Genomic DNA, 24,286 nt, shown 5'->3' on the forward strand with positions numbered 1-24,286 from the left:
GCCAGCAGCGGCCCTATCCGGCGACCGGGTTCAGCCCCTTGTTGTAGGCATGCCAGTCGGTGATGTCGGGATAATGCAGGCGCCGCCAGGCCCTGACGCGCGGGTTCATCAGCCGACGCCACAATGGCGGGATCATGGCCGCCATGGTCATCAGCGGATAGCCGTACGGCAACTTCGGCGCCTCGTTCTCGCTGTAGGTCTGCAAGAGAGGAAAGCGCCGGTCGGGCTTGTAGTGATGGTCGGAGTGGCGCTGCAGATTGATGAGAAGCCAGTTGGAGGCCCGGTGCTCGGCGTTCCAGGAATGGCGTGGCAGGACATGCTCATACCTGCCCCCGCCGAGGTGCCGCCGGGTGAGCCCGTAATGCTCGATGTAGTTGACCAGCTCCAGCTGCCATATCGCGGTGAAGGCCTGCACCAGGAACAGCCCCAGCCCCACCCAGCCGCCCAGCACCACCGCCAGTGCAAGCATCGTCGCCTGCAAGGTGGCATAGCGCCAGAACGGATTGCTGCGATGCCACCATGGCAGGCCCTTCCGCGCCAGCATCGCGGCCTCTGCCTGCCAGGCCGACTGCGGACACTGGCGCAGGACGCGCGGGAAGAAGCGGTGGAAACCTTCATTGTATCGCGCCGTCACCGGATCGCGCGGGGTTCCGACATGGATGTGGTGGACGCGCAGGTGTTCCGACCGGAAATGCGAATAAAGCACGGTGGCGAGCAGAAGGTCGGCCAGCCAGCGCTCGATGCGTGATTTCTGGTGCATCAGCTCGTGCGCATAGTTGATCCCTATCGTGCCCGAGATGACGCCCATGCCGAAGAACAGGACGATCCCTTCCACAGCGGAAAGGTGATCGGCGCGCGGAACATACCACAGCATTGCGACCAGCAGGGCGAACTGCACCGGAAACCAGATCAGCGTCACCGCGCGGTGCCAGGTCAGAAGGGATTCGTCGGTCTGCGGGTCGGGATTTTCGGTGTTCAGCCCGCTCAGCGCGTCCAGAAGCGAAAACAGCCACCAGGTCGCCAGCGGCAGAAGTGCCACGGTCCAGCCGCCCTGGACCATGCCCAGCACGGCCAGGGGCGGCAGGCAGAGCGACAACCAGAAGGGAAACGCATTGGGCAGCGGACTCATGCCAAGACCTTACCGGAATGGCGGCGGGTCTCAACCGGCCAGGTGGCGACAGGGGCGCAGGGCTTCTAGGGCCCTTGCACGGCGTGCCAGGGGGCACTGCATGCAGGACGTAACTCCAAACGGCGATGCAGGGGCTCAGCCAAGCGTGCTGCGCGCCAGATCCCAGGCCTTTCGCATGACCGTGGGCAGATCGGCGGGGCGGAAGGCCGCCAGCGGAACCCATTCGCCCCGGGTCACGGGGCCCTGAACCAGGGCGACATGGACCGACAGGACCAGATGAAAATGGGTGAAGGTATGGCGCACCTCGCCGATCTCCTTCCAGTCAGCCGCCGCAGGTGCAGCGCCGCCCGCCCCGTCCCATCCATCGCCCGGAAAACCCAGCATGCCGCCCAGAAGCCCACGTTCTGGCCGCCGCTCGAGCAGCAGCGCATCCGCGCGGTGACCCAGCCAGAGCCTGCCGCGGCGCAGCGGTTTTTCCGCCTTGCGGCTTTTGCGCGGCAGGTCGGCCTGCACGCCGGCGGCCCGGGCCGCGCAGGCATGGAACCAGGGGCAGATCCCGCAGGCCGGGCTGCGCGGGGTGCAGACCGTGGCGCCAAGGTCCATCACGGCCTGGGCATAGTCACCCGGACGTGTTTCCGGGGTCAGCCTTTCGGCAAGGGCAACCAGCGCCGGCTTCGCTGCGGGCAGGGGTGTCTCGACGTGGAACATCCGGGCCATCACCCGTTCCACATTGCCATCGACCACTGTTGCCGGCTCGTCGAAGGCAATGGCGGCAACGGCACTGGCGGTATAGGGGCCGATCCCGGGAAGGCTCAGAAGGCCCTGGCGCGTTGTGGGGAACCGCCCGCCATGGTCGGCCACGACCGCCCGGGCGCATTTAAGCAGGTTCCGGGCCCGGGCGTAATAGCCCAGACCGGCCCATTCGCCCATGACCTGCGCGTCCTCGGCAGCGGCCAGGTCGGCCACCGTGGGCCAGCGGGCGGTGAACCGGTGGAAATAATCCCGAACAGCCGCCACGGTGGTCTGTTGCAGCATGACCTCGGACAGCCAGACGCGGTAAGGATCGGGCCGCACACCCGCCGCGCGATCCCCGGGCGCGACGCGCCAGGGCATTGCGCGGGCGTGACGGTCATACCAGGCCAGAAGCTGGTGGCTGAGGGTCCGGGCGTCCTGCATCGCGCCAAAGATAGCCAACACGCAGCGCGGGGCCAGCCCCCGCCGATGCGTCACGCGATCTTTATGGCCTGACATGCAATGTCACTGGCAGGCCCGGCGGGCTGATATAGAATACTGTCAAATGGCACGGAAACCGCTTTCCTCTCCTTCTGCCGAGCACCGCATGCGCGGGTTCGAACCGGCCTTCGGGCTGGTGAAGGATGCCATCCGCGCGGCCAGCGAATCACGCGGCTTTGCCGTGGCGCGGCTTCTGACCCACTGGGCCGAGGTCGCAGGTCCGGAAATGGCCGCAAAGACCCGGCCGGTGAAGATCAGCTATGGCAAGGGCGGCATGGGTGCGACGCTGACGCTTCTGGTCAAGGCGACCGAGGCACCGATGGTGCAGATGGCGCTGCCGGTGCTGAAGGAACGCGTCAACGCGGTCTACGGCTACAACGCCATAAGCCATATCCACCTGACCCAGACCGCCGCGACCGGATTTGCCGAGGGTCAGGCAGAGTTCGCCCCCGCCCCCAGGGCATCGCCGAAGCCAGACCCCGCCGTGCGGACCAGGGCGCAGGAAACCACTGCCGGGGTTGCAGATCCCGGTCTGCGGAGCGCGCTTGAACAGCTGGCGCAAAATATCTTAACTCGCCGCGCATGACAAAGGACGCGACCCTATGCTGAAACTGAACCGCCGCGCGATGATCGCCCTTGCCGCTGCTGCCTCGGCAGCGATGACCCCGGCGCTGGCCGAGGAAATCCCAGCCGCCGAGAGCCCGGGTGATTTCTCGCTTGGCTCGCCGGACGCTCCGGTGAAGATCGTCGAATACGCAAGCTACACCTGCCCGCATTGCGCGGACTTCCACGCCAAGGTGTTCAAGAACCTGAAGGCGGAATACATCGACACCGGGAAGGTCCACTTCACCCTGCGCGAGGTCTACTTCGATCGTTACGGCCTGTGGGCCGCGATGGTCGCGCGCTGCGGCGGCGAAATGCGCTATTTCGGCATCCACGACATGCTGTTCGACAAGCAGCAGGACTGGGCTGGCACGCAGGATCCGGTTCAGGCCGTGCAGAAGCTGCGCGAGATCGGTCTGGCTGCCGGGCTGGACAATGCGGCGCTGGACGCCTGCCTGAACGACCAGGCCAAGGCCGAAGCCCTGATCGCCCAGTTCGAAAAGAACATGGCTGCCGACGAGGTGAAGGGCACGCCGACCATCTTCATCAACGGCGACCGGCATTCGAACATGTCCTGGGATGACCTGAAGGCGATTCTCGACGCCAAGCTGGCCGGCTGACATGCCGGCGCCTCTGGATGGCATCCGCGTCATCGAACTGGCGCGTATCCTAGCTGGCCCCTGGGCCGGGCAAACGCTCGCCGACCTCGGCGCGGATGTCATAAAGGTTGAGGCCCCCGAGGGCGACGACACCCGCCGCTGGGGCCCGCCCTTCATCGAGGCAGGGGGCGAGCGCACCGCCGCCTATTTCCACAGCGCGAACCGGGGCAAGCGGTCGATCATCTGCGATTTCCGCACGGCAGAAGGACAGGAGACGGTACGCCGTCTGGTGGCCGATGCCGATGTGGTGATCGAGAACTTCAAGGTCGGGGGACTGGTCAAATACGGGCTGGACTATGACAGCCTTCGCAAGGTGAACCCGCGGCTGATCTACTGCTCGATCACCGGCTTCGGTCAGACTGGTCCTTACGCGCACCGCGCCGGATACGACTTCATCATCCAGGGCATGTCCGGGCTGATGAGCGTGACCGGCCCCGCTGACGGCCAGCCGCAGAAGGTGGGCGTGGCGGTGACGGATGTCTTCACCGGGGTCTATGCCGCGACCGCGATCCTTGCTGCGCTGATCCAGCGCGGGCAGACCGGGGAAGGCCAGCACATCGACATGGCGCTGCTGGACGTGGCCACCAGCATCATGGCGAACCAGGCGATGAATTATCTGGCCTCGGGCAAGCCGCCGGGGCTGATGGGCAACGCGCATCCGAATCTGGCGCCCTATGCGGTGTTCGACTGCAAGGATGGCTGGATCATCCTTGCCACTGGGAACGACGCGCAATACCAGCGCCTGTGCCGGATCCTTGGGCTGGAGGACATGGCAACCGCGCCTGAATTCCTGACCAACGCAGACCGGGTGACGAACCGTGCCGCACTGACCGAACGGATCACGGCGGCGACGAAGACCTGGGCCAAGGCCGACCTTCTGGCGGCCTGCGAGGCCGAAGGCGTGCCCGCAGGGCCGATCAACAACATGGCCGAGGTCTTTGCCGACCCGCAGGTGATTGCCCGCGGCATGCAGATCGCGCCCGGGGGCCTGCCGGGGGTGCGCAGCCCGATGACCTTTTCGGGCGCGGAACTTTCACTTGACCGCCCAGCCCCAAGGCTCGGCCAGCATCAGGACGAGGTTCTCGGTCCTCTAGGCTGACACAGCCCCCAAGATCCTGCGCCTTCGTCCTGTCGTCAGTTCACCCCGGTGATCGGGCACGAAGTCATCGTCGTGTCCCCGGGAAACGCCGCCACGCGGTTTACCTAGAGACCCAGACGGTCAAAGGCGGCATCCAGCGCTGACCAGTCCTCGATCCGCAGACGCACCACCAGCGTCAGCACCCTGGGCCGCCAGTGCGGCGGCAGGCGGGCCGCATCCTTTTCCGTCGTCACCAATTGTGCGCCGTGGGCCAGTGCCTCGGCCTCCAGCCGGCGCAGCAGGGTTTCCGACAGCATCTCGTGATCGGCCAGCGGCTCGCCGCGCACGACCTCTGCGCCCTCTGCCCGCAATGTCGCAAAGAAGCGCGCGGGGTCTGCGATGCCGGCAAAGGCAAGCACCCTTGTGCCCTGCCAATCCATGCCCATGCGCAACGGTTCCAGCACACCGCGCAGCCTTGGCACCGTGACCTGCGCGCCCCAGATCGCATCGAAGTGGGCCTGAGCCTGGGGCGAACCGATGGTCAGCACCAGATCGGCGCGCGCCAGGCCCACGGCCACGGGTTCGCGTAGCGGGCCGGCAGGAATGCAGCGCCCGTTGCCGAACCCCCTTGCGGCGTCGACCACGACCAGCCCCAGCGCGGGGCGCACGGCCGGGTTCTGGAACCCGTCATCCAGAAGCACGACCGTTGCCCCGGCTGCTTCCGCCGCGCGCACCCCGGCGGCGCGATCCCTGGCCACCCACACCGGGGCGACGGCCGACAGCAGCAGCGGTTCGTCCCCTATGTCACCGGCACGGTGGCGCAGGGCATCCACCCGGACCGGCCCCTTCAGCCGACCGCCATGACCCCGGCTGACCACCTGCACCGCCTGGCCCCGTGCGGTCAGGCGTTCGACCAGGGCGAGCGTGGTTGGCGTCTTGCCCGCCCCGCCCGCCACCAGGTTTCCGATGCAGATGACCGGCACACCAGGCACATGGCCGGGGCGCCGCAGACGCCGCGCCGTTCCTGCGGCGTACAGCCATCCAAGTGGGGCCAGAAGTCGCGGCAGAAGGCCAGGACGGTCAGGCGGACGGAACCAGAATCCCGGGGCCCGCATCAGGCGGCGCCATCAGTCAGGGCGCGAATCCGGGCGAGGACCGCCTCGGTCACCTCGGCGCCATCGCTCGCCACGGCCCAGGCGGCCTGGGCCAGCCGCGCCGTCCGGTCAGGTGCCAGAAGATCGCCAAGCGCATCTCCCAGATCGCTGGCCGCGACCACCGCCCGCGTGGCCCGCGCCGCCCCGAGGCGCGCAAAGACCTGGCCGAAGGCACCGGTCCGAGGACCATGCAGGATGGCCGACCCAAGTGCAGCCGCCTCCATCGGATTTCGGGTCGGACCGGGGCCATTCAGGGTGCCGCCCAGAAAGGTGATCGGGGCCAGCCGATACCAGAGCCCGTATTCGGCCGGGTTGTCGACGACGAATACCTCGATCTCGGGGTCTGGCTCTTCATCCTGCATCCGCTGGGCAACCGACCACCCCTCCTCCTCCAGACGCCGCGACAGTGCCTCCGCCCGGCCGGGATCATCGGGCATCAGGATCAGAAGCAGCCGGTGCGAATAGCGCAGTGCGGCACGATGGGCGGCAAGGACGGCAGACTCTTCCGCCTCGGGCGGACCGGCCGCAAACCAGACCGGTCGCGTGGCAAGAACCCGGGCCAGAGCCGCGCGCTCTGCCTCAAGGCAGGGTGGAGCGACACTTTCCTCTTCCATCCGGCCCGTCACCGCGACACTGGACAGCACCGCACCGGATTTGCGGAACGCGCGCGCGGCGGGCTCGTCCACGGCGCAGATGTGGGAAAACCGCGAAAGTGCCGCGCGCATCAACCCCGGATACCAGGCATCGCGGTCGCGCAGGAAAGCCGGCATCGTGGCATTGACCATCAGCAGCGGGATCCCGCGCTCTGATGCCTCGTGCAGGGCGGCAGGGCGCAATTCGCCCTCGGAAAAGACGGCGATCTCGGGGCGCCAGTGGTCAAGGAAGGCGCGGATTTCGGCGGGATTGTCCGCTGGCGGCTTCTCTTGCAGCACACCGTTCCGTCCTGGCAGCTCTGCCGGGCAGGTCAGCAGGACGGCAAGGCCGTCTTCCTCGACAAGACGCCGGGCCAGTGCCAGCATCGGGCTGGCCTGGCCGGGGTTCGGGGCGTGCAGCCAGGCAAGCCGTCCGGCAGGACGCGCGACACGCACCGCAGTCTTGCCGACCTCGCGCCGGTGTCCGAGATTATAGAGCTTCAGCCCCAGCGATGCCGGCATGGACTAGCCGCCAAGCTCCTCGGTCGGCGAACCGGATTTCTCCTCGTCACGCAGGCGGTGGATATGGGCGATGAAATAGCGCATGTGGGCATTGTCCACGGTGCGCTGCGCCTCGGCCTTCCAGGCCTGGTAGGCCGACTCGTAGTTCGGGAACATGCCGACGACGTGAATCTTCGATACGTCCCGGAAGACATTCGACTGAGGGTCCACCAACTCGCCCCCGAAGACGAGATGCAGGCGCTGGGTCATGATCGGCTCCATTCTGTGGCGCAAGGAGCCTATCCGTTTCCGCCGGCAGGGGGAAGGCTGCCACCAGACTTGCGTCACAGGTCGCAAGGGGCCACATTCGCCCTCACCCTGCCCCGGAGGCGGGATTGAGATGGAGGTATTGCCGTGGATCTTTCCTTTCTGATTGGCTGGCCCGGGGTCTATCTGGCCATCGCGCTGTTCATCATTCTCTGCATCGTCCTCGGCGTCCGCATCGTGCCGCAAAGCGAAAAGCACGTGGTGGAACGCTTTGGCAGGCTGCGGTCGGTCCTGGGACCGGGGATCAACTTCGTCGTACCCTTCCTCGACCGCGTCGCGCACAAGGTCTCGGTCCTGGAACGCCAGCTGCCCAATGCCAGCCAGGACGCCATTACCGCCGACAACGTCCTGGTCAAGGTGGAGACCTCGGTCTTCTACCGCGTGACCGAGCCGGAAAAGACTGTCTACCGCATCCGCGACGTGGACGGGGCGATCGCAACCACCGTGGCCGGGATCGTCCGGTCCGAAATCGGCAAGCTGGAACTCGACCAGGTGCAGTCCGGCCGCGCCCAGCTGATCGAGCGGGTGCGTGAACAGGTAAAGGCCATGGTTGACGACTGGGGGGTAGAGGTGACGCGGGCCGAAATCCTGGACGTGAACCTTGACGAGGCGACGCGCGCCGCCATGTTGCAGCAGCTGAACGCCGAGCGCGCCCGCCGCGCCCAGGTGATGGAGGCCGAGGGCAAGAAGCGCGCCGTGGAACTGGCCGCCGACGCCGAACTCTACGCCGCCGAACAGCAGGCCAAGGCCAAGCGCGTTACCGCCGAGGCCGAAGCCTACGCCACCGGCGTGATTGCCGGCACGATCAAGGAAAGTGGGCTGGAAGCCGCGCAGTATCAGGTCGCGCTGAAACAGGTCGAGGCCCTGCAAGCCATCGCCGTGGGCCAGGGCAAGCAGACCATCCTCGTGCCCGCCAACGTGCTGGAGGCCTTCGGCGACGCCTTCAAGATGCTGAAAGGACGGGGCTAGATGCTGCAATCCCTAGCAGACACATGGTGGGCCTGGGTGATCCTGGGCTTTGCGCTGGGCGTTCTTGAGGTTCTGGCCCCGGGCTACATCTTCCTTGGCTTCGCCATCGGCGCGGTGGCGACGGGGATCTTGGTCGGCATCGGGTTTGCCCCGTCGGGCATTGCGGCGCTGCTTCTGGTCTTCGCGGTTCTGTCGGTCGTTGCCTGGCTGGCCTTGCGTCGGGTGGTAGGCATACGCCAAGGCCAGGTGAAGATCTGGGACCGCGACATCAACGACAATCCCTGACCCCCTGCCCATGACCTTTGCGGGGGCCAAGGCTGCGCTGTTCTGCAGGGCATCGATCCTGACCTTGCGGCACGACGACAGACCCGGGCTACCCTGGCCCGGCCTGTGGGATCTTCCCGTCGGCGGACGCGAGGGCGACGAGACGGCCGGGGTCTGCGTGCCGCGCGAACTGCACGCGGAATTCGGATTGACGCTTGCGCCGGAACGGCTGGTATGGCGACGGATGTTTCCCTCGATGACGGACACTTCACGCATTTCGGTCTTCTTCGGCGGTCATCTTCTGCCGGCCAAGGTCTCGGTCATCCTTTTCGGGGATGATGGTCTGGGCTGGTCGCTGATGTCAGTGCAGGACTTTCTCGCACGCCCGGATGTCATTGGCGAATTGCAGAGGCGGGTGCGCATTCTTCAGGCAGACTGGCACCCGACAAACGCCTGACTGGCGTCTCGCGACGCAAGGCCGCTTGCATCCGGGTTGTCGGCCGTTCCGAAGCGTGGCACTGCAAGACCATCTTGCGACCGCATCTCACAATGATCTGCGTCAACGCGGGATCGTTCCTCATCGGTCAGATTGAAAAACCTGATCCGTTCAGAGGGAGGACTGACTGATGCAATCGAAGATGGTTCTGATCGCTGCCTGCCTCGCGGGAAGCGCACTTTGCACGGCCGGCAGCGCGCAAGAGGCCGACATTGGCGCCACTCTCTATGCCGACCACTGCGCCGCCTGCCACGGAGCCACCGGCATGGGCGATGGTGACATGGCCGATGTGGTGAACGTCCCGTCTCCGAACCTCACGCTTCTGGCGAAGAACAACGGCGGTGTCTTCCCGATGCTGAACGTTCTGCATGTCATCGACGGCCGTTCGGGCCTGCGGGCACATGGCGGGACGATGCCGGTCTGGGGCCGTGTCTTCTCGGACGAGATTGGCGATACCGCCGGCCCTTACGGCAGCGTGCTGGAAGTTCGGGGCCGCGTGCTGTCGCTGGCGAAGTATCTCGAATCGATCCAGCAGTGATCGGCGGCGTGCGGGGGTCAGTGTTGGCCTGAGACTGGCCGGATCGTGTCGCCGGGCTCCAGCTTTGGGAAAAGTTCCACCTTGGCGCCGGGACTGGCCTTGCCCGCAATGATCTCGGCGGCCTTGCGGCCGATCTCAAGGCGGCAGGCGTCCATCGTGGCCAGCTTGCGCGGCAGGCCGTCCAGAAGTTCTACTCCGTTGAATCCGGCCAGCCCAATGCGGCCGGGCACATCCAACCCTTTGTCCAGGCAGTAAAGCAGCCCGCCCGCGCCGATCATGTCGTTGGAATAGTATAGAAAATCAACGTCGGGTGTGCGGTTCAGGACGACGGCCGTCATCTCGCGACCTTTCAGCAGCGCCGAACCGCCAGAGTAGAATTCCCGATCAACCAGCTGCAGCCCTGCCTTGGCAAGGGCTTCCTCGAACCCTTCCAGCCGCTTTCTGGCGCGGTGGTCGTTCGGCATCTGCGTGCCGAGGAAGGCAATGCGGCGATAGCCCGCGGCAATGATCGCTTCGGCCATCTGCCGCCCGGCCCGCCGGTGCGAAATGCCCACGGCGTGGTCGATCGGATCACCATCGATGTCCATGATTTCGACAATCGGGATGCCTGCCCTGCGCAGCATCGCACGCGACGCATCGGAATGTTCCAGCCCTGCCACGATCATCCCCGAGGGCCGCCAGGACAGCATCTCGTAGATGACCTTTTCCTCGCGGTCGGGCAGATAGTTGGTCACGCCGACCACGGGTTGCAGGCCGGTGCCTTCAAGCACCTCGGAGATCCCGGTCATCACCTCGGGAAAGACCATGTTGGACAGCGAGGGAATCACCACTCCGACCAGGTTTACCCGCTGGCTGGCAAGGGCACCGGCAATCTTGTTCGGCACATAGCCCAGCGCCCGGGCCGCCTCCAGCACCTTTTCCCGCGTCTGCGGCGACACATCGCCCCGATTCCGCAGCACCCGGCTGACCGTCATCTCGCTGACGCCGGATGCTTCGGACACATCGCGAAGGGTCAGGGTATGGCGCGGGTCTGACGAAGGCTTGGTCAAGGTGCTGTTCCGGCGGCTGGGGATATCTCTTGTTAACGCCAATGCCGGGGCTTGTCCAAGGTGCTTTGCCATGATAATGCTAGCGCTAACAGCCGGATAGGCTGGCCATATCCTGCGCATCCAAGCAAGCTCTCAACCCGGATGCGTCGGACCAAGGGGGGGGTAGTGGGCCAAAACTTGCCTCCCCTTTTCTTTTCACCGGTTGCCTTGCGACGGATTTCCGAGCATTCAGTGCAAAGGGCCCCGTAGCTCAACGGATAGAGCGTCCCCCTCCTAAGGGGAAGGTTGCAGGTTCAAGTCCTGCCGGGGTCACCATGCGAGGGCAGAATGGACCGACCCCCCGATATTGCCGCCTTTCTGGACAGTTCGGCACGGGCCTTGCGGGCTGCCTGCTCAGGCCAGGCGCTGCGGGCAGCTGAGAAGGTGATCGCAAGGGCGGCGATGCCGGGCCGCCCCGGGGATGGGGCAGCGCGTCTTCCGGTCTGCGACTGGATCGCCACAGCCCTGGCAGGCGCGCCTGCCGGTCGGGCTGATCTTGCCGGAGCATTCGCCGCGCTGGAAGGCCGGCTACGCTGGTACCGTCGCGGCTCGGCAAGCGAAAGCGAACCCGCGTTCTGGAACGGCCATGCCAACGCCGTGATCCTGGGCCCCGGCGGGCTGGAGACGCGCGACGATCTGTGGATCGGCGCAACCGTCATGGCGCCGAACGTCAACTACATGGATCACGACCACCCCCCGGAAGAGGTCTATCTCTCGCTTACTCCGGGCGAATGGTGGAACAGCGCGATGGACTGGACGGACCCGGGGCCGGACGGCTTCATCTACAATCCGCCCGGTATCACGCATGCAATGCGCTCGGGCACCGGGCCCTTCCTGGCGCTTTGGTATCTGCCGCTTTGACCGGGAAGCGGCCTTCAGGCCCCCATGCCACCGGCCCCTCGGGGTTCAGAAATCCAGATTCTCCACGCTCAGCGCGTTCTGCTGGATGAATTCGCGCCGCGGCTCGACGACATCGCCCATCAGTTTCGAGAATATGTCATCCGCCTCGGCCAAATCGTCCACCTTGACCTGCAACAGCGTCCGTGCCTCGGGGTCAAGCGTGGTTTCCCACAACTGATCCGGGTTCATCTCGCCCAGCCCCTTGTAGCGTTGCAGGGTCAGGCCCTTCTCGCCCTCGGCCAGGATGGACTTCAGCAGGTCGATCGGCCCGAACACGGGCTGATCCCGCTCCTTGCGCGCAAGGCGCCCCGGCTCGCGATAGATGTCGCGGTATTGCCCTGCGATCTGGGAAAGCTTGCGCGCCTCGCCGGAACGCAGCACCGCGCCGTCCAGCGTGCGCAATTCCTCGACGCCGCGCAGGATGCGGGAAAGACGGATGCCGTGGTCCTGGGTGACGCGGCCGTGCCAGCCGCGCTCGAACTCGGGTGCGATCAGGTTCAAACGCCTGGCGACCGTGTCGGCGACCAGTTGCAGATCCTCATCCGCCCGACCCGGATCGAATGCCCCAGCCAAGGCAGCTTGTTCCAGGATGGGCCTTGGGTAATGCGTGGGGAAGGCATCCAGCACCCGGCGAAACTGGCGCGCACCCTCGATCACCCTGACCAGGTCATTGCCCGCGATTTCCTGACCATCGGCCAGCCGCAACACGGCGCCTTCGGTGCCCATCTCGATCAGATAGTCGTCAAGGGCAGCCTGATCCTTCAGATAGACCTCCGATCGCCCGCGCGTGACCTTGTATAGCGGCGGCTGCGCAATGTAGAGATAGCCGCCTTCGATCAGCTGCGGCATCTGCCGGAAGAAGAACGTCAGCAAGAGCGTGCGGATATGCGCGCCATCCACGTCTGCGTCGGTCATGATGATGACCTTGTGGTAGCGCAGCTTCGAAATGTCGAATTCGTCGCGACCGATTCCGGTGCCCAGTGCGGTGATCAGCGTCCCGATTTCCTGGCTGGACAGCATCCGGTCGAACCGCGCACGTTCCACGTTCAGGATCTTGCCGCGCAGGGGCAGCACGGCCTGATTGGCGCGGCTGCGGCCCTGCTTGGCACTGCCGCCGGCGCTGTCGCCCTCGACCAGGAACAATTCCGACTTGGCCGGATCGCGTTCCTGACAATCGGCCAGCTTTCCGGGCAGGCTGGCCACGTCGAGCGCCGTCTTGCGCCGGGTCAGCTCGCGCGCCTTGCGGGCGGCTTCGCGCGCAAGAGCTGCCTCGATGATCTTGCCGACGATGACCTTGGCCGGACCGGGGTTTTCCTCGAACCATTCGGCCAGCTTCTCGTTCACCAGGTTCTCCACCGCCGGACGGACTTCGGAGGAGACCAGCTTGTCCTTGGTCTGGGAGGAGAATTTCGGATCCGGCACCTTGACCGACAGCACGCAGGTCAGCCCCTCGCGGGCGTCGTCGCCGGTGAAATCCACCTTTTCGCGTTTGGCGATGCCCGAAGACTGCGCATAGGCCGTGATCGTTCGCGTCAGCGCCCCGCGGAAACCGGCCAGGTGCGTGCCACCGTCACGCTGCGGGATATTGTTCGTGAACGGTAATACGGTTTCGTGGTAGCTGTCGTTCCACCACATCGCAATCTCGACCCCGATGCCATTGCGTTCGCCGACCATGTAGATGGGCTCGGGCATCACGGGCGTCTTGGAGCGGTCGATGTATTTCACGAACTCGCGCACGCCGCCTTCATAATACAGCTCGACCCGCTGCGGTTCGGCATGACGCTCGTCCTCCAGCACGATGCGTACGCCCGAATTAAGGAACGCCAGTTCACGAAGCCGGGTTTCCAGCGTCTTGAAGTTGTAATCGAGATTGCTGAACGTCCCGTCCGGGCGGTTGGTCTTGGCGCTGGCCAGGAAGCGCACCTCGGTGCCGCGCTTGCCGGGCGCCGGGCCTACGGGGTGCACATGCACCGTACATTCGCCGTCCTCGAACCGGGCGCGGTACTCGGTATCGTTGCGCCAGACGGTCAGCTCCAGCCATTCCGAAAGGGCGTTCACGACCGATACGCCCACACCGTGCAGCCCGCCCGATACCTTGTAGGCGTTGCCGCCCTCGTCCGTGTTGTTGAATTTGCCCCCGGCGTGCAGCTGGGTCATGATGACCTCTGCGGCGCTCACGCCTTCTTCCGGGTGCAGATCTACGGGAATGCCACGGCCGTTGTCGCGCACGGACACGCTGTCGTCGGCATGGATCTTCACAACGACCTCGGTCGCGTGTCCGGCCAGCGCCTCGTCAATGCCGTTGTCCACCACCTCATAGACCATGTGGTGCAGACCCGAGCCATCGTCGGTGTCGCCGATGTACATGCCGGGGCGCTTGCGGACCGCCTCCAACCCCTTGAGAACCTTGATGGATTCGGCGCCGTATTCGGCGGCCTTGCTGGGCTGTTCAGCCATGCGCGGGAAACCCTTGTCGTTGCCCGCGATTTATAGCGGTTCGGCCGGGCAATGTCACCCCTTGGCCACCAGATTTGGTGGTCAGACAAAGGGAATGGCCACGCCCACACCAATCAGCAGGATGCCCGAGCCCAGGTTCATCCGGCGAAGGTTTTCCGGGCTGGACAGCAGCTGCCGCGCCCGATCGAGGAACAGGGCGAGACCCAGGTTTCCGGCCATTGGGATGAGCGCTGAGATCGCGATGATGAGCGCGATGTCGATCGGCTTCAGCGTCTCGAGCGTGAAGAATCCCGGCAGCGCCCCCATGTAGAACAGGATTGCCTTTGGGTTGCCGATGACGGCCGCAAGACCGACGCTGAACCCTGCCCATATGCCGGGCCGCGTCAGGCGGCTGTCGGCATGCGGGGCAGCTGCGGGCTTGCGGACCAGCATGATCCCCATGGCCAGAAAGATCAGCGCCGCGATCCAGCGCAGTACAGACAATGCGTCGCCGTAGCTGCTGACGATCCAGGAAAGACCCAGGATTGCAGCAAGGGGCCAGACAAGGTCGCCCAGTGCCACGCCAACCGCTAGGGGCCAGGCGGCCGCCATGCCGCCCGACAGCGCCCGTGCCGTAAGCGCAACCCAGACCGGGCCGGGCACCGCCCAGAGACCGGCCATACCCAAAGCATAGAGCAGCAACTGATGAATAGAAATTGTCATTCACTTATCCATGCGCGACCCTAGAACCATCGTCGCTGTCCCTCACGGTGACCAGCTCTCCTCGCGCGCCGAGCGCATCGAAAAGCCCCGGCTCGGTCCCGGTCATCAGGGCCTGCGCACCCAGGGCGCAGATTTCGTCATAAAGCGCGGCGCGTCGGTTCATATCCAGATGTGCGGCGACCTCGTCTAGCAGCAGCACCGGTGCGTGCCCAAGATCCTGCGCCAGCGCGCGCGCGTTTGCGAGGATCAGGCTGATCAGCAAGGCCTTCTGTTCTCCGGTAGAGCATTGGTCAGCCGGGATGTCCTTTGCGGCGAAGCGCGCTGCAAGGTCGGCGCGATGCGGGCCGATCAGCGTGCGCCCGGCTGCCATGTCACGGCGGCGGCTGTCAGCCAGTGCCTTCGCTAGGTCTGCGGGTTCCTCTGCGCCCTCCGGCCCGGTCAGGGAAAGCGTGGCCCATGGAAAGGCGCTGTGCGGGTCTGCCGCTGACGCGATCCGGGCAAGGGCGGCGCGGCGGTTCCGCATGATTTGTAGCCCCGCCTCGGCCATCTGCGCCTCCAGCGCGGCATACCAGGCTGCATCCGTGACCTGATCGCGGATCAGCCGGTTCCGATCCCGCATCGCCTTTTCATAGGCGAGCGTTTGTTCGGCATGTTCGGGGAAAAAACTCAGCGTCATTCGATCAAGGAATCTGCGACGTCCCTCGGCAGCCTCGATCCACAGCCGGTCCATCGCCGGAACCAGCCAAAGGATACGGATGACCCGGCCCAGACTTGCCTGAGTGGCGGCCTTGCCGTCGATCCGCACCTGCCGCGCTTCGCCCGGTGCGGCCCATGTCTCGATCTCGTGCGCACCGCCAAGGCCCCGGACCGTGGCGCTGACCTTCCATCCCAGACCCTCGGGCCGGCGGGCCAGATCCTCGGCTGCAGCACGGCGCAGGCCACGGCCAGGAGACAGCAGCGAAACCGCTTCAAGCACATTGGTCTTGCCGGCACCATTCGGTCCGACCAACGCCAAGGGACGCCCGTCCAGCACCAGGCGCGAACTGCGGTGGCTGCGGAAGTGCGAGAGGGCGAGGGTTTCGATCACCAGACCGCCCACAGAATTTCCCTTTCAGAACGGGCGTTCGGGCCGGATCAGACCCGCATCGGCATCACGACATAGACCGCCGAAGTATCATTGCCTTCGCGCATCAGCGTGGGATCGACCGCTGAATTGAACAAGAACACCGCATTCTCACGGTCCACCTGGCTGGCGATTTCCAGCAGGTATTTCGCGTTGAAGCCGATTTCCAGCCGCTCATCGCCATAGGCAACGGCCAGCTCCTCTTCGGCGGCGCCAGAGTCGGGCGAGTTCACCGAAAGTACCAGCCGATCCTCGTCAAGCGACAGCTTCACTGCGCGCGAACGTTCGGAAGACACCGTGGCCACACGGTCAACCGCCTTGGCGAATTCGCTGGCGTCCACTTCCAGCCGCTTGCTGTTGCCGGTCGGTATGACGCGGGTGTAATCGGGGAATGTGCCATCGATCACCTTCGAAGTCAGGGTGATCGCCGGGGTAGCAAAACGAACCTTCGTTTCGGAAACCGATACGGCGATGTTCGCATCATCGTCGTCAAGCAGTTTGCGCAGTTCTCCCACCGTCTTGCGGGGCACGATCACGCCGGGCATCCCCTCGGCCCCTTCGGGCAGGGGCGCGTCGATCCGGGCCAGCCGATGGCCGTCGGTCGCCACACAGCGCAGAACCTTGCCGCCGTCGCCCTGCGCCACATGCATGTAGACACCGTTCAGGTAATAGCGCGTCTCTTCGGTAGAGATCGCGAACTTGGCCTTGTCGAACAGCCGCCGCAGAACCGGTGCCTTGGCCGAAAAATTCGACGAATATTCACTGGACGCCATCACCGGGAAATCTTCCTTCGGCAACGTGGCCAGGCTGAAAGTGGACCGTCCTGCCGTGATGGTCAGGCGTCCCGCAGCCGCATCATCCGACAGGTTTACCAGGGCGCCGTCCGGCAACTTGCGAACGATTTCATGCAACATTACCGCCGAGACAGTCGTCGCGCCCGACCGTTCGACCATGGCCGGTGCACGATCAACGACCTCGATGTCGAGATCTGTGGCACGGAAGGAGACCTGATTGCCTTCGGCCTCGATCAGAACGTTGGCAAGGATCGGAATGGTGTTGCGGCGTTCCACGACCGACTGGGCCTGCGCCAGCGCCTTCAGCAACGTGGCGCGTTCGATCGAAAGCTTCATCTCTTCCCCCTGCCGACCCCTGAAGGGACGCCGAATTTACCCGGTTTTTCCCGGTTCACAAGTGCTGCGCGCGACTGTGATTAGGATTGGCCGGGCCGTCAAGAGCAGCCCCGGCTCAGCCCTGAAGCAGCCGACGCAGAAGTTGCAGATCGTCGGCCAGCTGGCTGTCGGTGGCCATCAGCTCCTCGATCTTGCGCACGCCATGCATGATCGTGGTGTGGTCGCGCCCCCCGAAACGCCGGCCGATTTCCGGCAGGCTGCGCGGGGTCAGATGCTTGGCCAGATACATCGCCACCTGCCGCGGCCGGGCGATGGTGCGCAGCCGCTTCGGCCCGATCATGTCGGACAGGCGGATGTTGTAGTGCTCGGCCACCTTGCGCTGGATCTCTTCGATCGTGAGCTTCCGGTCGGACGACCGCAGGATGTCGGCCAGGCAGTCCTGGGCGAGATCCAGCGTGATCTCGCGCCCGACCAGCGAAGCAAAGGCGAAAAGCCGGGTCAGTGCGCCTTCCAGAACGCGGACATTGGTGGTGATCCGGTGGGCAAGGAATTCCAGCACCCCGTCGGCGATCATCAGGCCGCGATACTGCGCGCGGTAATGTTCGACCTTCTGCTGCAGGATGCCCAGCCGCAGTTCGTAGTCTGTCGGGTGCAGATCGACGACCAGGCCGCACTGCAGGCGCGACTTGATGCGTTCCTCGAGATCCTTGATCTCGCCCGGGGCGCGGTCGGCCGACAGGACTATCTGCTTGTTGGCATCCACCAGCGCATTGAAGGTGTGGAAGAATTCTTCCTGCGTCGAATCCTTGCCGGCGATGAACTGAACATCATCGACCATCAGCACATCAACGGACCGGAACAGCTCCTTGAAATCCATCACCTGACGGTCGCGCAGCGCCTGGATGAAGCGATACATGAACTGCTCGGCCGACAGATACAGTACCCGAAGCTCGGGGCGGCGGGCGTTCAGCTCATGCGCGATCGCGTGCATCAGGTGCGTCTTGCCCAGTCCGACCCCGCCATAAAGGAACAGCGGGTTGAAGGTGACGGTCCCGCCTTCGGCTACCCGCCGGGCTGCGGCATGGGCCAGCTCGTTCGGCTTGCCGACAACGAAGGTGTCGAAGGTGAATCGGGCATCCAGCGGTGCGCCGGGAAGATCTTCCTCTGACACGGGCCTAGTCCGCACCGATTTCAGCACCGGCGTCGTGGCGGGGCTTCTGGACCCGGCACCGCCTACGGCAAATTCGATGCGCTCTACCGGCTCTCCAGCACTGGCCAGCTGCGAACGGATATGGTCGGCATAGTTGCGCTGCACCCAGTCACCGAAAAAGATCGTCGGCACTTCGAACCGCGCCACGCCATTCTTGAGATGCGACAGTTTGAGGGGTTCGATCCAGGTGACGTAATTGTTCTTGCCGACCCGCTTGATCAGTTCTTCCCGGACCTGACCCCAAGTTTCGTTCGTCATTCTGTCGCCTGCCAATATCGACTGACCGGCAGAAGATCCGCCGGACATGCACAGTTGCCTCGCCATGGACGAACCACCCTCGCCAAGCGCAATGTCCACTGCGGCTGCGCAACGGACTCGACGCTTCCCGAAGGAAGACAGGAAGCAACCAGCCTGGCGCCACCGGTTACCCGGCAGCCAGACCAGTATGACGGGGCAGCAGGAATGCCGCCCTTATATCATTGACCACAAAGGAAAAACTCAGATCTTCCGGCACGGCAGCACCCGATCTGTGCAGCAGCTTTTCCTTCGCGATCCGTTCATGTCCCCCAAGACGAAGTGAATCGCAGGCTGAAGCTAGCAAGGGGTCCGCGGGCGCCGCAACCGAACAACGCGCTTGACACAGCCTTACGGAAGCCGAATCCGCGCCCCCTTGCAAATCGGCAACGGCCCGACCTGGCTACGGGTTCCGGCGGCCCGGAAATACCGAAGGGCGCCACCCTTCCGGGGGCGCCCTTCCAGACCGGACGGAAGCGCCGATCAGACCTTGGCGACGGCTTTCACACGCGAGGACAGGCGCGACATCTTGCGCGCGGCGGTGTTCTTGTGCAGTACGCCCTTGGTCACACCGCGTGCCAGCTCTGGCTGCGCAGCCTTAAGCGCAGCCTCGGCTGCGGCAGCATCGCCCGAAGCGATCGCCTCTTCCACCTTGCGCAGGAAAGTGCGAATGCGAGAGCGCCGCGCCTTGTTCACGGCATAGCGCGCCTGCGCCTGACGGGCGCGTTTCTTGGACTGTTCGGTATTGGCCATCTGGCTACCTCGGGATCTTTGCGTTTCAGATTGCACGAAAGACCACAAGGCCCCGACCGAAGGATCGGGAATGATTCTTGCCTAAGCGGGCCCACGCGCATGTACGTCGTCCATTAGTGCAGCGCGACCGAAAAGGAAAGCCCCCAAGCGCAGGATCGCGGATAGCCTTGCAAGGCTGCGCGGCTGGCTTCGACGGCACGGTGCCACCAGCTGGAAAGGCCGCCCTATCGGTCGCGGAACTGCGGCTGGCGTTTCTCAAGGAAGGCGGCCATGCCTTCCTTCTGGTCTTCGGTCGCGAACATGGCGTGGAACATGCGCCGTTCGAACAGCAGCCCTTCGGACAGGCTGGTTTCCTGTGCCCGGTTCACGCATTCCTTTACGACCATCGCCGTCACCGCCGATTTCTCGACGATCTTCTGCGCGGCCTTCATGGTTTCTTCCAGCAGCGACTTGCAGGGCACGACCCGGCTGACCAGCCCGCAACGTTCCGCTTCGGCAGCGTCCATGAAGCGCCCGGTAAGATGCATGTCCATCGACTTCGACTTGCCGACGGCCCGCGTCAGCCGCTGGGTGCCGCCCATGCCTGCCACGATGCCCAGGTTGATTTCCGGTTGCCCGAACTTGGCCGTGTCTGCGGCGATGATGAAATCGGCCAGCATGGCCAGCTCGCAGCCGCCGCCCAGGCAATAGCCCGCCACCGCCGCGATGATCGGCTTGCGGGCGCGGGCGATGGTGGCTGCCTCGGGGCCGAAGAGGTCATCGAAGAATACATCTATGAACCCCTTCTCGGCCATCTCCTTGACGTCGGCCCCGGCGGCGAACGCCTTTTCCGAGCCGGTGATCACGATGCAACGCACGCGATCATTCGTTTCCGCCGCCGTCACGGCCGCCGCAAGTTCACGCATCAGCGTGGAATTCAGGGCGTTCATGGCGTCAGGGCGGTTCAGGCGGATCAGGGACACATAGTCCTCGACCTCGACGATCAGGGTCTCATAGGCCATTGCGGCCCTCCTTCTGGCGGTCGGCTGACTCCTAGCACCAAACGGGGCGATGGCAAGTCACCTCTGGCAGTAGGGACACCAGAAGGATGATCGCCCCGACTGGACCGTACGGACGACCGTGCCGGCGCAGCCGGGGGTTTCGCAGGGTTCGCCTTCCCGACCATATACCTGAAAATGCTTGGCAAAATAGCCAAGCTCGCCATTGGCCTGCCGGAAATCCCGCAGGCTCGACCCTCCCGCCTCGATCGCTTCGGCCAGAACGTCCCGAATGGCCGGCACCAGGTCGTGAACCTGCGATTGTGCAAGATCACCGGCCAGTCGCAAGGGGCTGATCCGGGCGCGGTAAAGCGTCTCGGCAACATAGATGTTGCCCAAACCGGCCACGATCCTCTGATCCAGAAGTGCGGCTTTGATCGGGGTCTTCCGGTTCTTCAGGCGGTCCGCAAGGTAGGCTTCGTTGAAATCATTGCCAAAGGGTTCCGGCCCCAGCCCCGCCAGCAAGGGGTGGTCACCAGCGCGGTCGGTGGGTGTCAGGTCCATGGCGCCGAAGCGGCGGGCATCGTTGAACGTCACCCTTGCGCCACCCTCCAGGTGGAGCACCACATGGTCGTGCTTCTGCGGTGCGGGGTGGTCGCGGTGGAAGGCGCCGACCCGCGCGCCCGAGACGAGCATCCGCCCGGACATGCCCAGATGCACCAGGAGCGTCTCGCCCGAATCAAGATCGGCCAAAAGGTATTTCGACCGCCGCCGCAGTGCCTTCACCCGCTGCCCCGTCAGCCGCTCGGCCATCCGTTCGGGCAGGGGCCATCGCAGGTCAGGGCGGTTGACCTCGGTCCGGGCGATCATCGCGCCTTCCATCACCGGCATCAGGCCGCGGCGCACGGTTTCGACTTCGGGCAGTTCAGGCATCGGCGGTCCCTGACAGATGGGCGCATTGCAGGCGCGGGGTGGCGGACTATAAGGAGGCGTCAGGGCGAAGGATCGCAAGACCGATGAGCGAAGAAAAGACGACCCATTTCGGCTTTCAGGACGTGCCCGAGGCCGAAAAGGCCGGCATGGTGCATGGCGTCTTTTCGCGCGTGGCCTCGAAATACGACATCATGAACGATGCGATGTCCCTGGGCATCCACCGGCTGTGGAAGGACGCGATGATGGACTGGCTGGCCCCGCGCCCCGGCCAGCGGCTTCTGGACGTGGCCGGCGGCACCGGCGACGTGGCCTTCCGCTTCCTGAAACGCGCGCCCGGCGCGCAGGCCGTCGTCTGCGACATGACCGAGCCGATGCTGATCGAGGGCCGCAAGCGCGCCGAGGCGGAAAGCTTGGCCCACAGCCTCGACTGGGTCGTCGGCGACGCCATGGCGCTGCCGTTCCCCGACAACAGCTTCGACGTTTACACCATCTCCTTCGGCATAAGGAACGTGACGCGCATCCCCGATGCCCTGTCCCAGGCCTACCGCGTGCTGAAACCCGGCGGGCGGCTGATGGTGCTGGAATTCAGCCAGATTCCGAACGACCTGATGCAGAAGGTCTATGACCTTTATTCCTTCAACATCATCCCGGTGATGGGCCAGGTGATCGCTGGCGACCGCGCCAGCTATCAGTATCTCGTCGAATCGATCCGCAGGTTCCCCGATCAGGAAACCTTCGCGGCGATGATCCGCGCCGCCGGCTTCGAGCAGGTGAAATACCGCAACCTGACAATGGGCATCGCCGCCCTGCATTCGGGCTGGAAGCTGTGATGCCCTGCCGCTCATCGGCCCCGTTCGGTCCCTCTTCGCTGCCTCGCCCCGCGATGAGCGACCGCATGGGAGCGAAGAGCCGCCCGGAGCGCGCCGCATGAGGGGCCCGCACAACATCGTCCGCCTGATCCGCACCGGCGCCACGCTGGAACGCACCGGCGCCATGGACGTGGTGCTGGAGGCCTTCCGCGCCCCGCCCCGGCTGCGTTTCGCCGCGCGGATGCTGGGCTGGCCGTTCAAGTGGCTGGGCCTGAAGGGCGACCCCGCGCTGCCCCCCGCCACCCGCGCGCTGACGGCGCTGGGGCCGGCCTACATCAAGTTCGGCCAGGTCCTGTCCACCCGCCCCGACATCGTGGGCGAGGAGCTGGCCGAGCAACTCAAATATCTTCAGGACAAGCTGCCGCCCTTCCCGACCGAGACCGCCAAGAAGATGATCGAGGCGGAACTCGAGGTGCCGGTCGCCGACCTGTTCTCGGACTTCTCGGAACCCGTCGCCGCCGCCTCGATCGCCCAGGTCCACCGCGCGCGGCTGGCGGACAGCGGCGAGGAGGTCGCGGTCAAGGTGCTGCGACCCGGAATCGAACGCGCCTTCCGCAAGGACATCGACGCCTTCTACCTCGCCGCCCGCTGGATCGAGCGCCTGGCCCCCTTCAGCCGCCGGCTGCGCCCCGTGGACGTCATCGCCCATTTCGAAGGCGTGGTGATGGGAGAGCTGGACCTGCGGCTCGAATCCTCCTCCGCCGCCGAGTTCGCGGCGAACACCGCGCAGGACGAAGGCTTCCAGGTGCCCAAGCCGCAATGGTTCCTGTCGTCGCGCAACGTGATGACGCTGGGCTGGGCGGAAGGGATCGGGCTGAACGATGTCGAGGCGATCGAGGCCGCCGGCCACGACCGCCGGGTGCTGGGCGCCCGCGTGTTGCAGCTGTTCCTGAACCACGCGCTGCGCGACGGCTTCTTCCATGCCGACATGCACCAGGGCAACCTGAAGGTGGCCGCGAACGGCGACATCATCGCCTATGACTTCGGCATCATGGGCCGGATCGACGAATACACCCGCCGGGTCTATGCCGAGATCCTGATGGGCTTCATCCGCAAGGATTACCGCCGCGTGGCCGAGGTGCATTTCGAGGCGGGTTACGTCCCCCCCGACCGCGACATCGACGAATTTGCCCGCGCGCTGCGGGCGGTGGGCGAGCCGATCTTCGGCATGGATGCCAGCCGCATCTCGATGGCGCGGCTCCTCGCCTACCTGTTCGAGGTCACCGAACGCTTCGGGATGGAAACGCGGACCGAGCTGATCCTTCTGCAACGGACGATGGTCGTGGTCGAAGGCGTGGCGCGGTCCCTGGATCCGCACATCAACATCTGGGAAGTGGCCAGCCCGATCGTCGAACGCTACATCCGCGAGAACGTCGGACCAAAGGCGGTTCTGCGCGATCTGGCAAAGACCGCCCGGGTTCTCGCGCGTTTCGGGCCGAAACTTCCGGGTCTTGTCGAGGCCCAGCTCATCCGCGCCGGAAACCCGACCACACCTCCTGCGCGACCCGGCCCCCGCATGAAGGTCGGGCTTTGGCTACTGGTGATACTGGCGGCCTTCGCAGCCGGGGTGCTGACGGATCGCCTCTTCTGACCGGAGGCATCAGCGTGCCTCGCGCAGGGCCGTGACGCGGTTGGCAGACACTTCGCTGCCACCTGCAAGGACAAGGCTGGTCCCTGCAGGCGTGCCGCGCACCTCGACCACACGCGCATAATGCTCCATCGGGCCGGTGAAGATGACTTCCTCTCCGCGCAGACTTTCCAGCTTGAGAGAGTAAGCCCCGGGCGGCAGCGGATTGCCGGCCGCATCGGCACCCAACCAGGCGTATGGTTCTGCAGTGACGGGAATTTCCTCGCGTGCGACCAGACGGCCTTGCGCATCCCGCACCTCGAGAACCGCCCGGGTCGCCCCCTGCGCCGGGTTGGGCGACAGGGTCACCGGGCGACCATCGAAGCGCACCATCGCATCCGTACGCGCCTCTTTCCCGACCCAGCTGGCCATTTCGGCCATGCCGATCTGCTGGAACCGCGTCGTCATCTCGGACAGAAGCTGATTCGTGCGCACCTGCTGTTCGACCCCCGAGAAGGTGGCCAGTTGCACCGCATAATCCGCAGAATCGATCGGGTTCAGCGGATCCTGGTTCTGCATCTGCACCGTGAGCATCCGAAGGAAAGTGTTGAAATCGGACGCGATCCCGGAGGCCTGGCCCGGTTTGTTGCCGGAAGCGGTGGCACCGGACGAGGGCATTACGGTTGCGACAGTCATGGCA

Annotated in this window: 25 protein-coding genes and 1 tRNA gene; 11 read left to right on the plus strand and 15 right to left on the minus strand. The window is 65.1% G+C overall.

Translation table 11 applies throughout. The features are described 5' to 3' along the window. Window positions 1-13 precede the first annotated feature (13 nt). Window positions 14-1,129, minus strand: a complete 1,116-nt coding sequence (locus EZM81_RS02710) for an alkane 1-monooxygenase (protein WP_136644709.1) — start codon at window positions 1,127-1,129, stop codon at window positions 14-16. A 135-nt stretch (window positions 1,130-1,264) separates the two neighbouring features. Beyond that, window positions 1,265-2,305, minus strand: a complete 1,041-nt coding sequence (gene mutY / locus EZM81_RS02715; RefSeq protein ID WP_135450196.1) for an A/G-specific adenine glycosylase — start codon at window positions 2,303-2,305, stop codon at window positions 1,265-1,267. Window positions 2,306-2,426: 121 nt separating this feature from the next. Here mutY and EZM81_RS02720 point away from each other — a divergent pair, with 121 nt between their 5' ends. From EZM81_RS02720 to EZM81_RS02730, 3 genes are read left to right on the plus strand one after another with little or no spacing between them, the layout of a single operon-like run. Further along, window positions 2,427-2,948: a DUF721 domain-containing protein gene (locus EZM81_RS02720; protein WP_371685714.1), complete on the plus strand. Its 522-nt coding sequence runs from the start codon at window positions 2,427-2,429 to the stop codon at window positions 2,946-2,948. A gap of 16 nt (window positions 2,949-2,964) precedes the next feature. Continuing rightward, complete coding sequence (locus tag EZM81_RS02725) at window positions 2,965-3,585, plus strand: DsbA family protein (RefSeq protein WP_135450159.1); 621 nt, start codon at window positions 2,965-2,967, stop codon at window positions 3,583-3,585. 1 nt (window position 3,586) lies between these two features. Then, window positions 3,587-4,723, plus strand: coding sequence for a CaiB/BaiF CoA-transferase family protein (locus EZM81_RS02730; RefSeq protein ID WP_135450158.1), 1,137 nt, complete (start codon window positions 3,587-3,589; stop codon window positions 4,721-4,723). Between the two features lie 104 nt (window positions 4,724-4,827). Here EZM81_RS02730 and lpxK read toward each other — a convergent pair whose 3' ends face one another. Genes lpxK through EZM81_RS02745 form a run of 3 tightly spaced genes read right to left on the minus strand, consistent with a single transcriptional unit; the run spans window position 4,828 to window position 7,259 of the window. Next, window positions 4,828-5,817 (minus strand): tetraacyldisaccharide 4'-kinase, encoded by a 990-nt coding sequence (gene lpxK / locus EZM81_RS02735; RefSeq protein WP_136644710.1) that lies wholly within the window; start codon window positions 5,815-5,817, stop codon window positions 4,828-4,830. Next, on the minus strand, window positions 5,817-7,010 hold the full coding sequence (locus tag EZM81_RS02740) for a 3-deoxy-D-manno-octulosonic acid transferase (RefSeq protein WP_136644711.1): 1,194 nt from the start codon (window positions 7,008-7,010) through the stop codon (window positions 5,817-5,819). The genes lpxK and EZM81_RS02740 overlap by 1 nt, the downstream gene beginning before the upstream one ends. A 3-nt stretch (window positions 7,011-7,013) precedes the next feature. Continuing rightward, window positions 7,014-7,259, minus strand: a complete 246-nt coding sequence (locus EZM81_RS02745; protein WP_135450155.1) for a DUF4170 domain-containing protein — start codon at window positions 7,257-7,259, stop codon at window positions 7,014-7,016. Window positions 7,260-7,403: 144 nt separating this feature from the next. Between EZM81_RS02745 and EZM81_RS02750 the strand changes: the two genes are divergently transcribed. The 4 genes from EZM81_RS02750 (at window position 7,404) to EZM81_RS02765 (ending at window position 9,583) form a co-directional block, all read left to right on the plus strand. Next, window positions 7,404-8,285: an SPFH domain-containing protein gene (locus EZM81_RS02750; RefSeq protein ID WP_135450154.1), complete on the plus strand. Its 882-nt coding sequence runs from the start codon at window positions 7,404-7,406 to the stop codon at window positions 8,283-8,285. Beyond that, the gene (locus EZM81_RS02755; protein ID WP_135450153.1) at window positions 8,286-8,570 is read left to right on the plus strand and encodes an NfeD family protein; all 285 of its coding nucleotides are present in this window, start codon (window positions 8,286-8,288) and stop codon (window positions 8,568-8,570) included. A 10-nt stretch (window positions 8,571-8,580) separates the two neighbouring features. Continuing rightward, the gene (locus EZM81_RS02760; protein ID WP_136644712.1) at window positions 8,581-9,006 is read left to right on the plus strand and encodes an NUDIX domain-containing protein; all 426 of its coding nucleotides are present in this window, start codon (window positions 8,581-8,583) and stop codon (window positions 9,004-9,006) included. 169 nt (window positions 9,007-9,175) lie between these two features. Next, window positions 9,176-9,583: a cytochrome c gene (locus EZM81_RS02765; RefSeq protein ID WP_248298114.1), complete on the plus strand. Its 408-nt coding sequence runs from the start codon at window positions 9,176-9,178 to the stop codon at window positions 9,581-9,583. Window positions 9,584-9,600: 17 nt separating this feature from the next. Here EZM81_RS02765 and EZM81_RS02770 read toward each other — a convergent pair whose 3' ends face one another. Continuing rightward, window positions 9,601-10,632 carry a LacI family DNA-binding transcriptional regulator gene (locus tag EZM81_RS02770; protein WP_256371603.1) on the minus strand — a complete coding sequence of 344 codons (1,032 nt, stop codon included), beginning with the start codon at window positions 10,630-10,632 and terminating at the stop codon, window positions 9,601-9,603. 239 nt (window positions 10,633-10,871) lie between these two features. Between EZM81_RS02770 and EZM81_RS02775 the strand changes: the two genes are divergently transcribed. Together EZM81_RS02775 and EZM81_RS02780 are read left to right on the plus strand one after the other, a co-directional pair. After that, a tRNA-Arg gene (locus tag EZM81_RS02775) sits at window positions 10,872-10,947 on the plus strand. Window positions 10,948-10,959: 12 nt separating this feature from the next. Then, entirely contained in the window at window positions 10,960-11,532 is a 573-nt protein-coding gene (locus tag EZM81_RS02780; RefSeq protein ID WP_136644713.1) for a dimethylsulfonioproprionate lyase family protein, read from the plus strand. Window positions 11,533-11,577: 45 nt separating this feature from the next. On the opposite strand, the gene gyrB is transcribed toward EZM81_RS02780, so the two are convergent. The 8 genes from gyrB to mutM all read right to left on the minus strand — a co-directional run bounded on the left by gyrB (window position 11,578) and on the right by mutM (window position 21,150). Beyond that, window positions 11,578-14,028 (minus strand): DNA topoisomerase (ATP-hydrolyzing) subunit B, encoded by a 2,451-nt coding sequence (gyrB, locus tag EZM81_RS02785; protein ID WP_135450149.1) that lies wholly within the window; start codon window positions 14,026-14,028, stop codon window positions 11,578-11,580. Window positions 14,029-14,109: 81 nt separating this feature from the next. After that, complete coding sequence (locus EZM81_RS02790) at window positions 14,110-14,730, minus strand: LysE family translocator (protein ID WP_136644714.1); 621 nt, start codon at window positions 14,728-14,730, stop codon at window positions 14,110-14,112. Between the two features lie 4 nt (window positions 14,731-14,734). Then, window positions 14,735-15,829, minus strand: a complete 1,095-nt coding sequence (recF, locus tag EZM81_RS02795; protein ID WP_136644715.1) for a DNA replication/repair protein RecF — start codon at window positions 15,827-15,829, stop codon at window positions 14,735-14,737. Between the two features lie 35 nt (window positions 15,830-15,864). Further along, window positions 15,865-16,983, minus strand: a complete 1,119-nt coding sequence (gene dnaN / locus EZM81_RS02800; RefSeq protein WP_136644716.1) for a DNA polymerase III subunit beta — start codon at window positions 16,981-16,983, stop codon at window positions 15,865-15,867. Between the two features lie 115 nt (window positions 16,984-17,098). Further along, the gene (gene dnaA, locus EZM81_RS02805) at window positions 17,099-18,451 is read right to left on the minus strand and encodes a chromosomal replication initiator protein DnaA (protein ID WP_135450145.1); all 1,353 of its coding nucleotides are present in this window, start codon (window positions 18,449-18,451) and stop codon (window positions 17,099-17,101) included. A 519-nt stretch (window positions 18,452-18,970) separates the two neighbouring features. Next, complete coding sequence (gene rpsT, locus EZM81_RS02810) at window positions 18,971-19,240, minus strand: 30S ribosomal protein S20 (protein ID WP_135450144.1); 270 nt, start codon at window positions 19,238-19,240, stop codon at window positions 18,971-18,973. A 224-nt stretch (window positions 19,241-19,464) separates the two neighbouring features. Beyond that, window positions 19,465-20,241 (minus strand): enoyl-CoA hydratase, encoded by a 777-nt coding sequence (locus EZM81_RS02815; protein WP_136644717.1) that lies wholly within the window; start codon window positions 20,239-20,241, stop codon window positions 19,465-19,467. Window positions 20,242-20,298: 57 nt separating this feature from the next. Then, on the minus strand, window positions 20,299-21,150 hold the full coding sequence (mutM, locus tag EZM81_RS02820) for a bifunctional DNA-formamidopyrimidine glycosylase/DNA-(apurinic or apyrimidinic site) lyase (RefSeq protein WP_136644718.1): 852 nt from the start codon (window positions 21,148-21,150) through the stop codon (window positions 20,299-20,301). An 83-nt stretch (window positions 21,151-21,233) separates the two neighbouring features. On the opposite strand from mutM, the gene ubiE reads away from it, so the two are divergent. Continuing rightward, entirely contained in the window at window positions 21,234-21,980 is a 747-nt protein-coding gene (gene ubiE, locus EZM81_RS02825; RefSeq protein ID WP_136644719.1) for a bifunctional demethylmenaquinone methyltransferase/2-methoxy-6-polyprenyl-1,4-benzoquinol methylase UbiE, read from the plus strand. A 97-nt stretch (window positions 21,981-22,077) separates the two neighbouring features. Then, complete coding sequence (ubiB, locus tag EZM81_RS02830; RefSeq protein WP_136644720.1) at window positions 22,078-23,610, plus strand: 2-polyprenylphenol 6-hydroxylase; 1,533 nt, start codon at window positions 22,078-22,080, stop codon at window positions 23,608-23,610. 9 nt (window positions 23,611-23,619) lie between these two features. Here the strand turns inward: ubiB and EZM81_RS02835 are convergent, their stop codons facing one another. Further along, window positions 23,620-24,282 (minus strand): flagellar hook capping FlgD N-terminal domain-containing protein, encoded by a 663-nt coding sequence (locus tag EZM81_RS02835; protein WP_135450139.1) that lies wholly within the window; start codon window positions 24,280-24,282, stop codon window positions 23,620-23,622. Window positions 24,283-24,286 lie beyond the last annotated feature (4 nt).

This window comes from Tabrizicola sp. YIM 78059 (assembly GCF_004959785.1).
Taxonomy (GTDB): Bacteria; Pseudomonadota; Alphaproteobacteria; order Rhodobacterales; family Rhodobacteraceae; genus Tabrizicola; species Tabrizicola caldifontis.

Bases quoted from the DNA above. Each gene is read 5' to 3' on its own strand.
- mutY (WP_135450196.1), bottom strand. From the start codon at position 2,305: ATGCAGGACGCCCGGACCCTCAGCCACCAGCTTCTGGCCTGGTATGAC.
- EZM81_RS02725 (WP_135450159.1), top strand. From the start codon at position 2,965: ATGCTGAAACTGAACCGCCGCGCGATGATCGCCCTTGCCGCTGCTGCC.
- EZM81_RS02815 (WP_136644717.1), bottom strand. From the start codon at position 20,241: ATGGCCTATGAGACCCTGATCGTCGAGGTCGAGGACTATGTGTCCCTG.
- dnaN (WP_136644716.1), bottom strand. From the start codon at position 16,983: ATGAAGCTTTCGATCGAACGCGCCACGTTGCTGAAGGCGCTGGCGCAG.
- lpxK (WP_136644710.1), bottom strand. From the start codon at position 5,817: ATGCGGGCCCCGGGATTCTGGTTCCGTCCGCCTGACCGTCCTGGCCTT.
- dnaA (WP_135450145.1), bottom strand. From the start codon at position 18,451: ATGACGAACGAAACTTGGGGTCAGGTCCGGGAAGAACTGATCAAGCGG.
- EZM81_RS02780 (WP_136644713.1), top strand. From the start codon at position 10,960: ATGGACCGACCCCCCGATATTGCCGCCTTTCTGGACAGTTCGGCACGG.
- mutM (WP_136644718.1), bottom strand. From the start codon at position 21,150: ATGCCTGAACTGCCCGAAGTCGAAACCGTGCGCCGCGGCCTGATGCCG.
- EZM81_RS02720 (WP_371685714.1), top strand. From the start codon at position 2,427: ATGGCACGGAAACCGCTTTCCTCTCCTTCTGCCGAGCACCGCATGCGC.
- ubiB (WP_136644720.1), top strand. From the start codon at position 22,078: ATGAGGGGCCCGCACAACATCGTCCGCCTGATCCGCACCGGCGCCACG.
- EZM81_RS02730 (WP_135450158.1), top strand. From the start codon at position 3,587: ATGCCGGCGCCTCTGGATGGCATCCGCGTCATCGAACTGGCGCGTATC.
- EZM81_RS02710 (WP_136644709.1), bottom strand. From the start codon at position 1,129: ATGAGTCCGCTGCCCAATGCGTTTCCCTTCTGGTTGTCGCTCTGCCTG.
- EZM81_RS02835 (WP_135450139.1), bottom strand. From the start codon at position 24,282: ATGACTGTCGCAACCGTAATGCCCTCGTCCGGTGCCACCGCTTCCGGC.
- rpsT (WP_135450144.1), bottom strand. From the start codon at position 19,240: ATGGCCAATACCGAACAGTCCAAGAAACGCGCCCGTCAGGCGCAGGCG.
- EZM81_RS02765 (WP_248298114.1), top strand. From the start codon at position 9,176: ATGCAATCGAAGATGGTTCTGATCGCTGCCTGCCTCGCGGGAAGCGCA.
- EZM81_RS02740 (WP_136644711.1), bottom strand. From the start codon at position 7,010: ATGCCGGCATCGCTGGGGCTGAAGCTCTATAATCTCGGACACCGGCGC.
- ubiE (WP_136644719.1), top strand. From the start codon at position 21,234: ATGAGCGAAGAAAAGACGACCCATTTCGGCTTTCAGGACGTGCCCGAG.
- gyrB (WP_135450149.1), bottom strand. From the start codon at position 14,028: ATGGCTGAACAGCCCAGCAAGGCCGCCGAATACGGCGCCGAATCCATC.
- EZM81_RS02790 (WP_136644714.1), bottom strand. From the start codon at position 14,730: ATGACAATTTCTATTCATCAGTTGCTGCTCTATGCTTTGGGTATGGCC.
- EZM81_RS02745 (WP_135450155.1), bottom strand. From the start codon at position 7,259: ATGACCCAGCGCCTGCATCTCGTCTTCGGGGGCGAGTTGGTGGACCCT.
- EZM81_RS02760 (WP_136644712.1), top strand. From the start codon at position 8,581: ATGACCTTTGCGGGGGCCAAGGCTGCGCTGTTCTGCAGGGCATCGATC.
- EZM81_RS02755 (WP_135450153.1), top strand. From the start codon at position 8,286: ATGCTGCAATCCCTAGCAGACACATGGTGGGCCTGGGTGATCCTGGGC.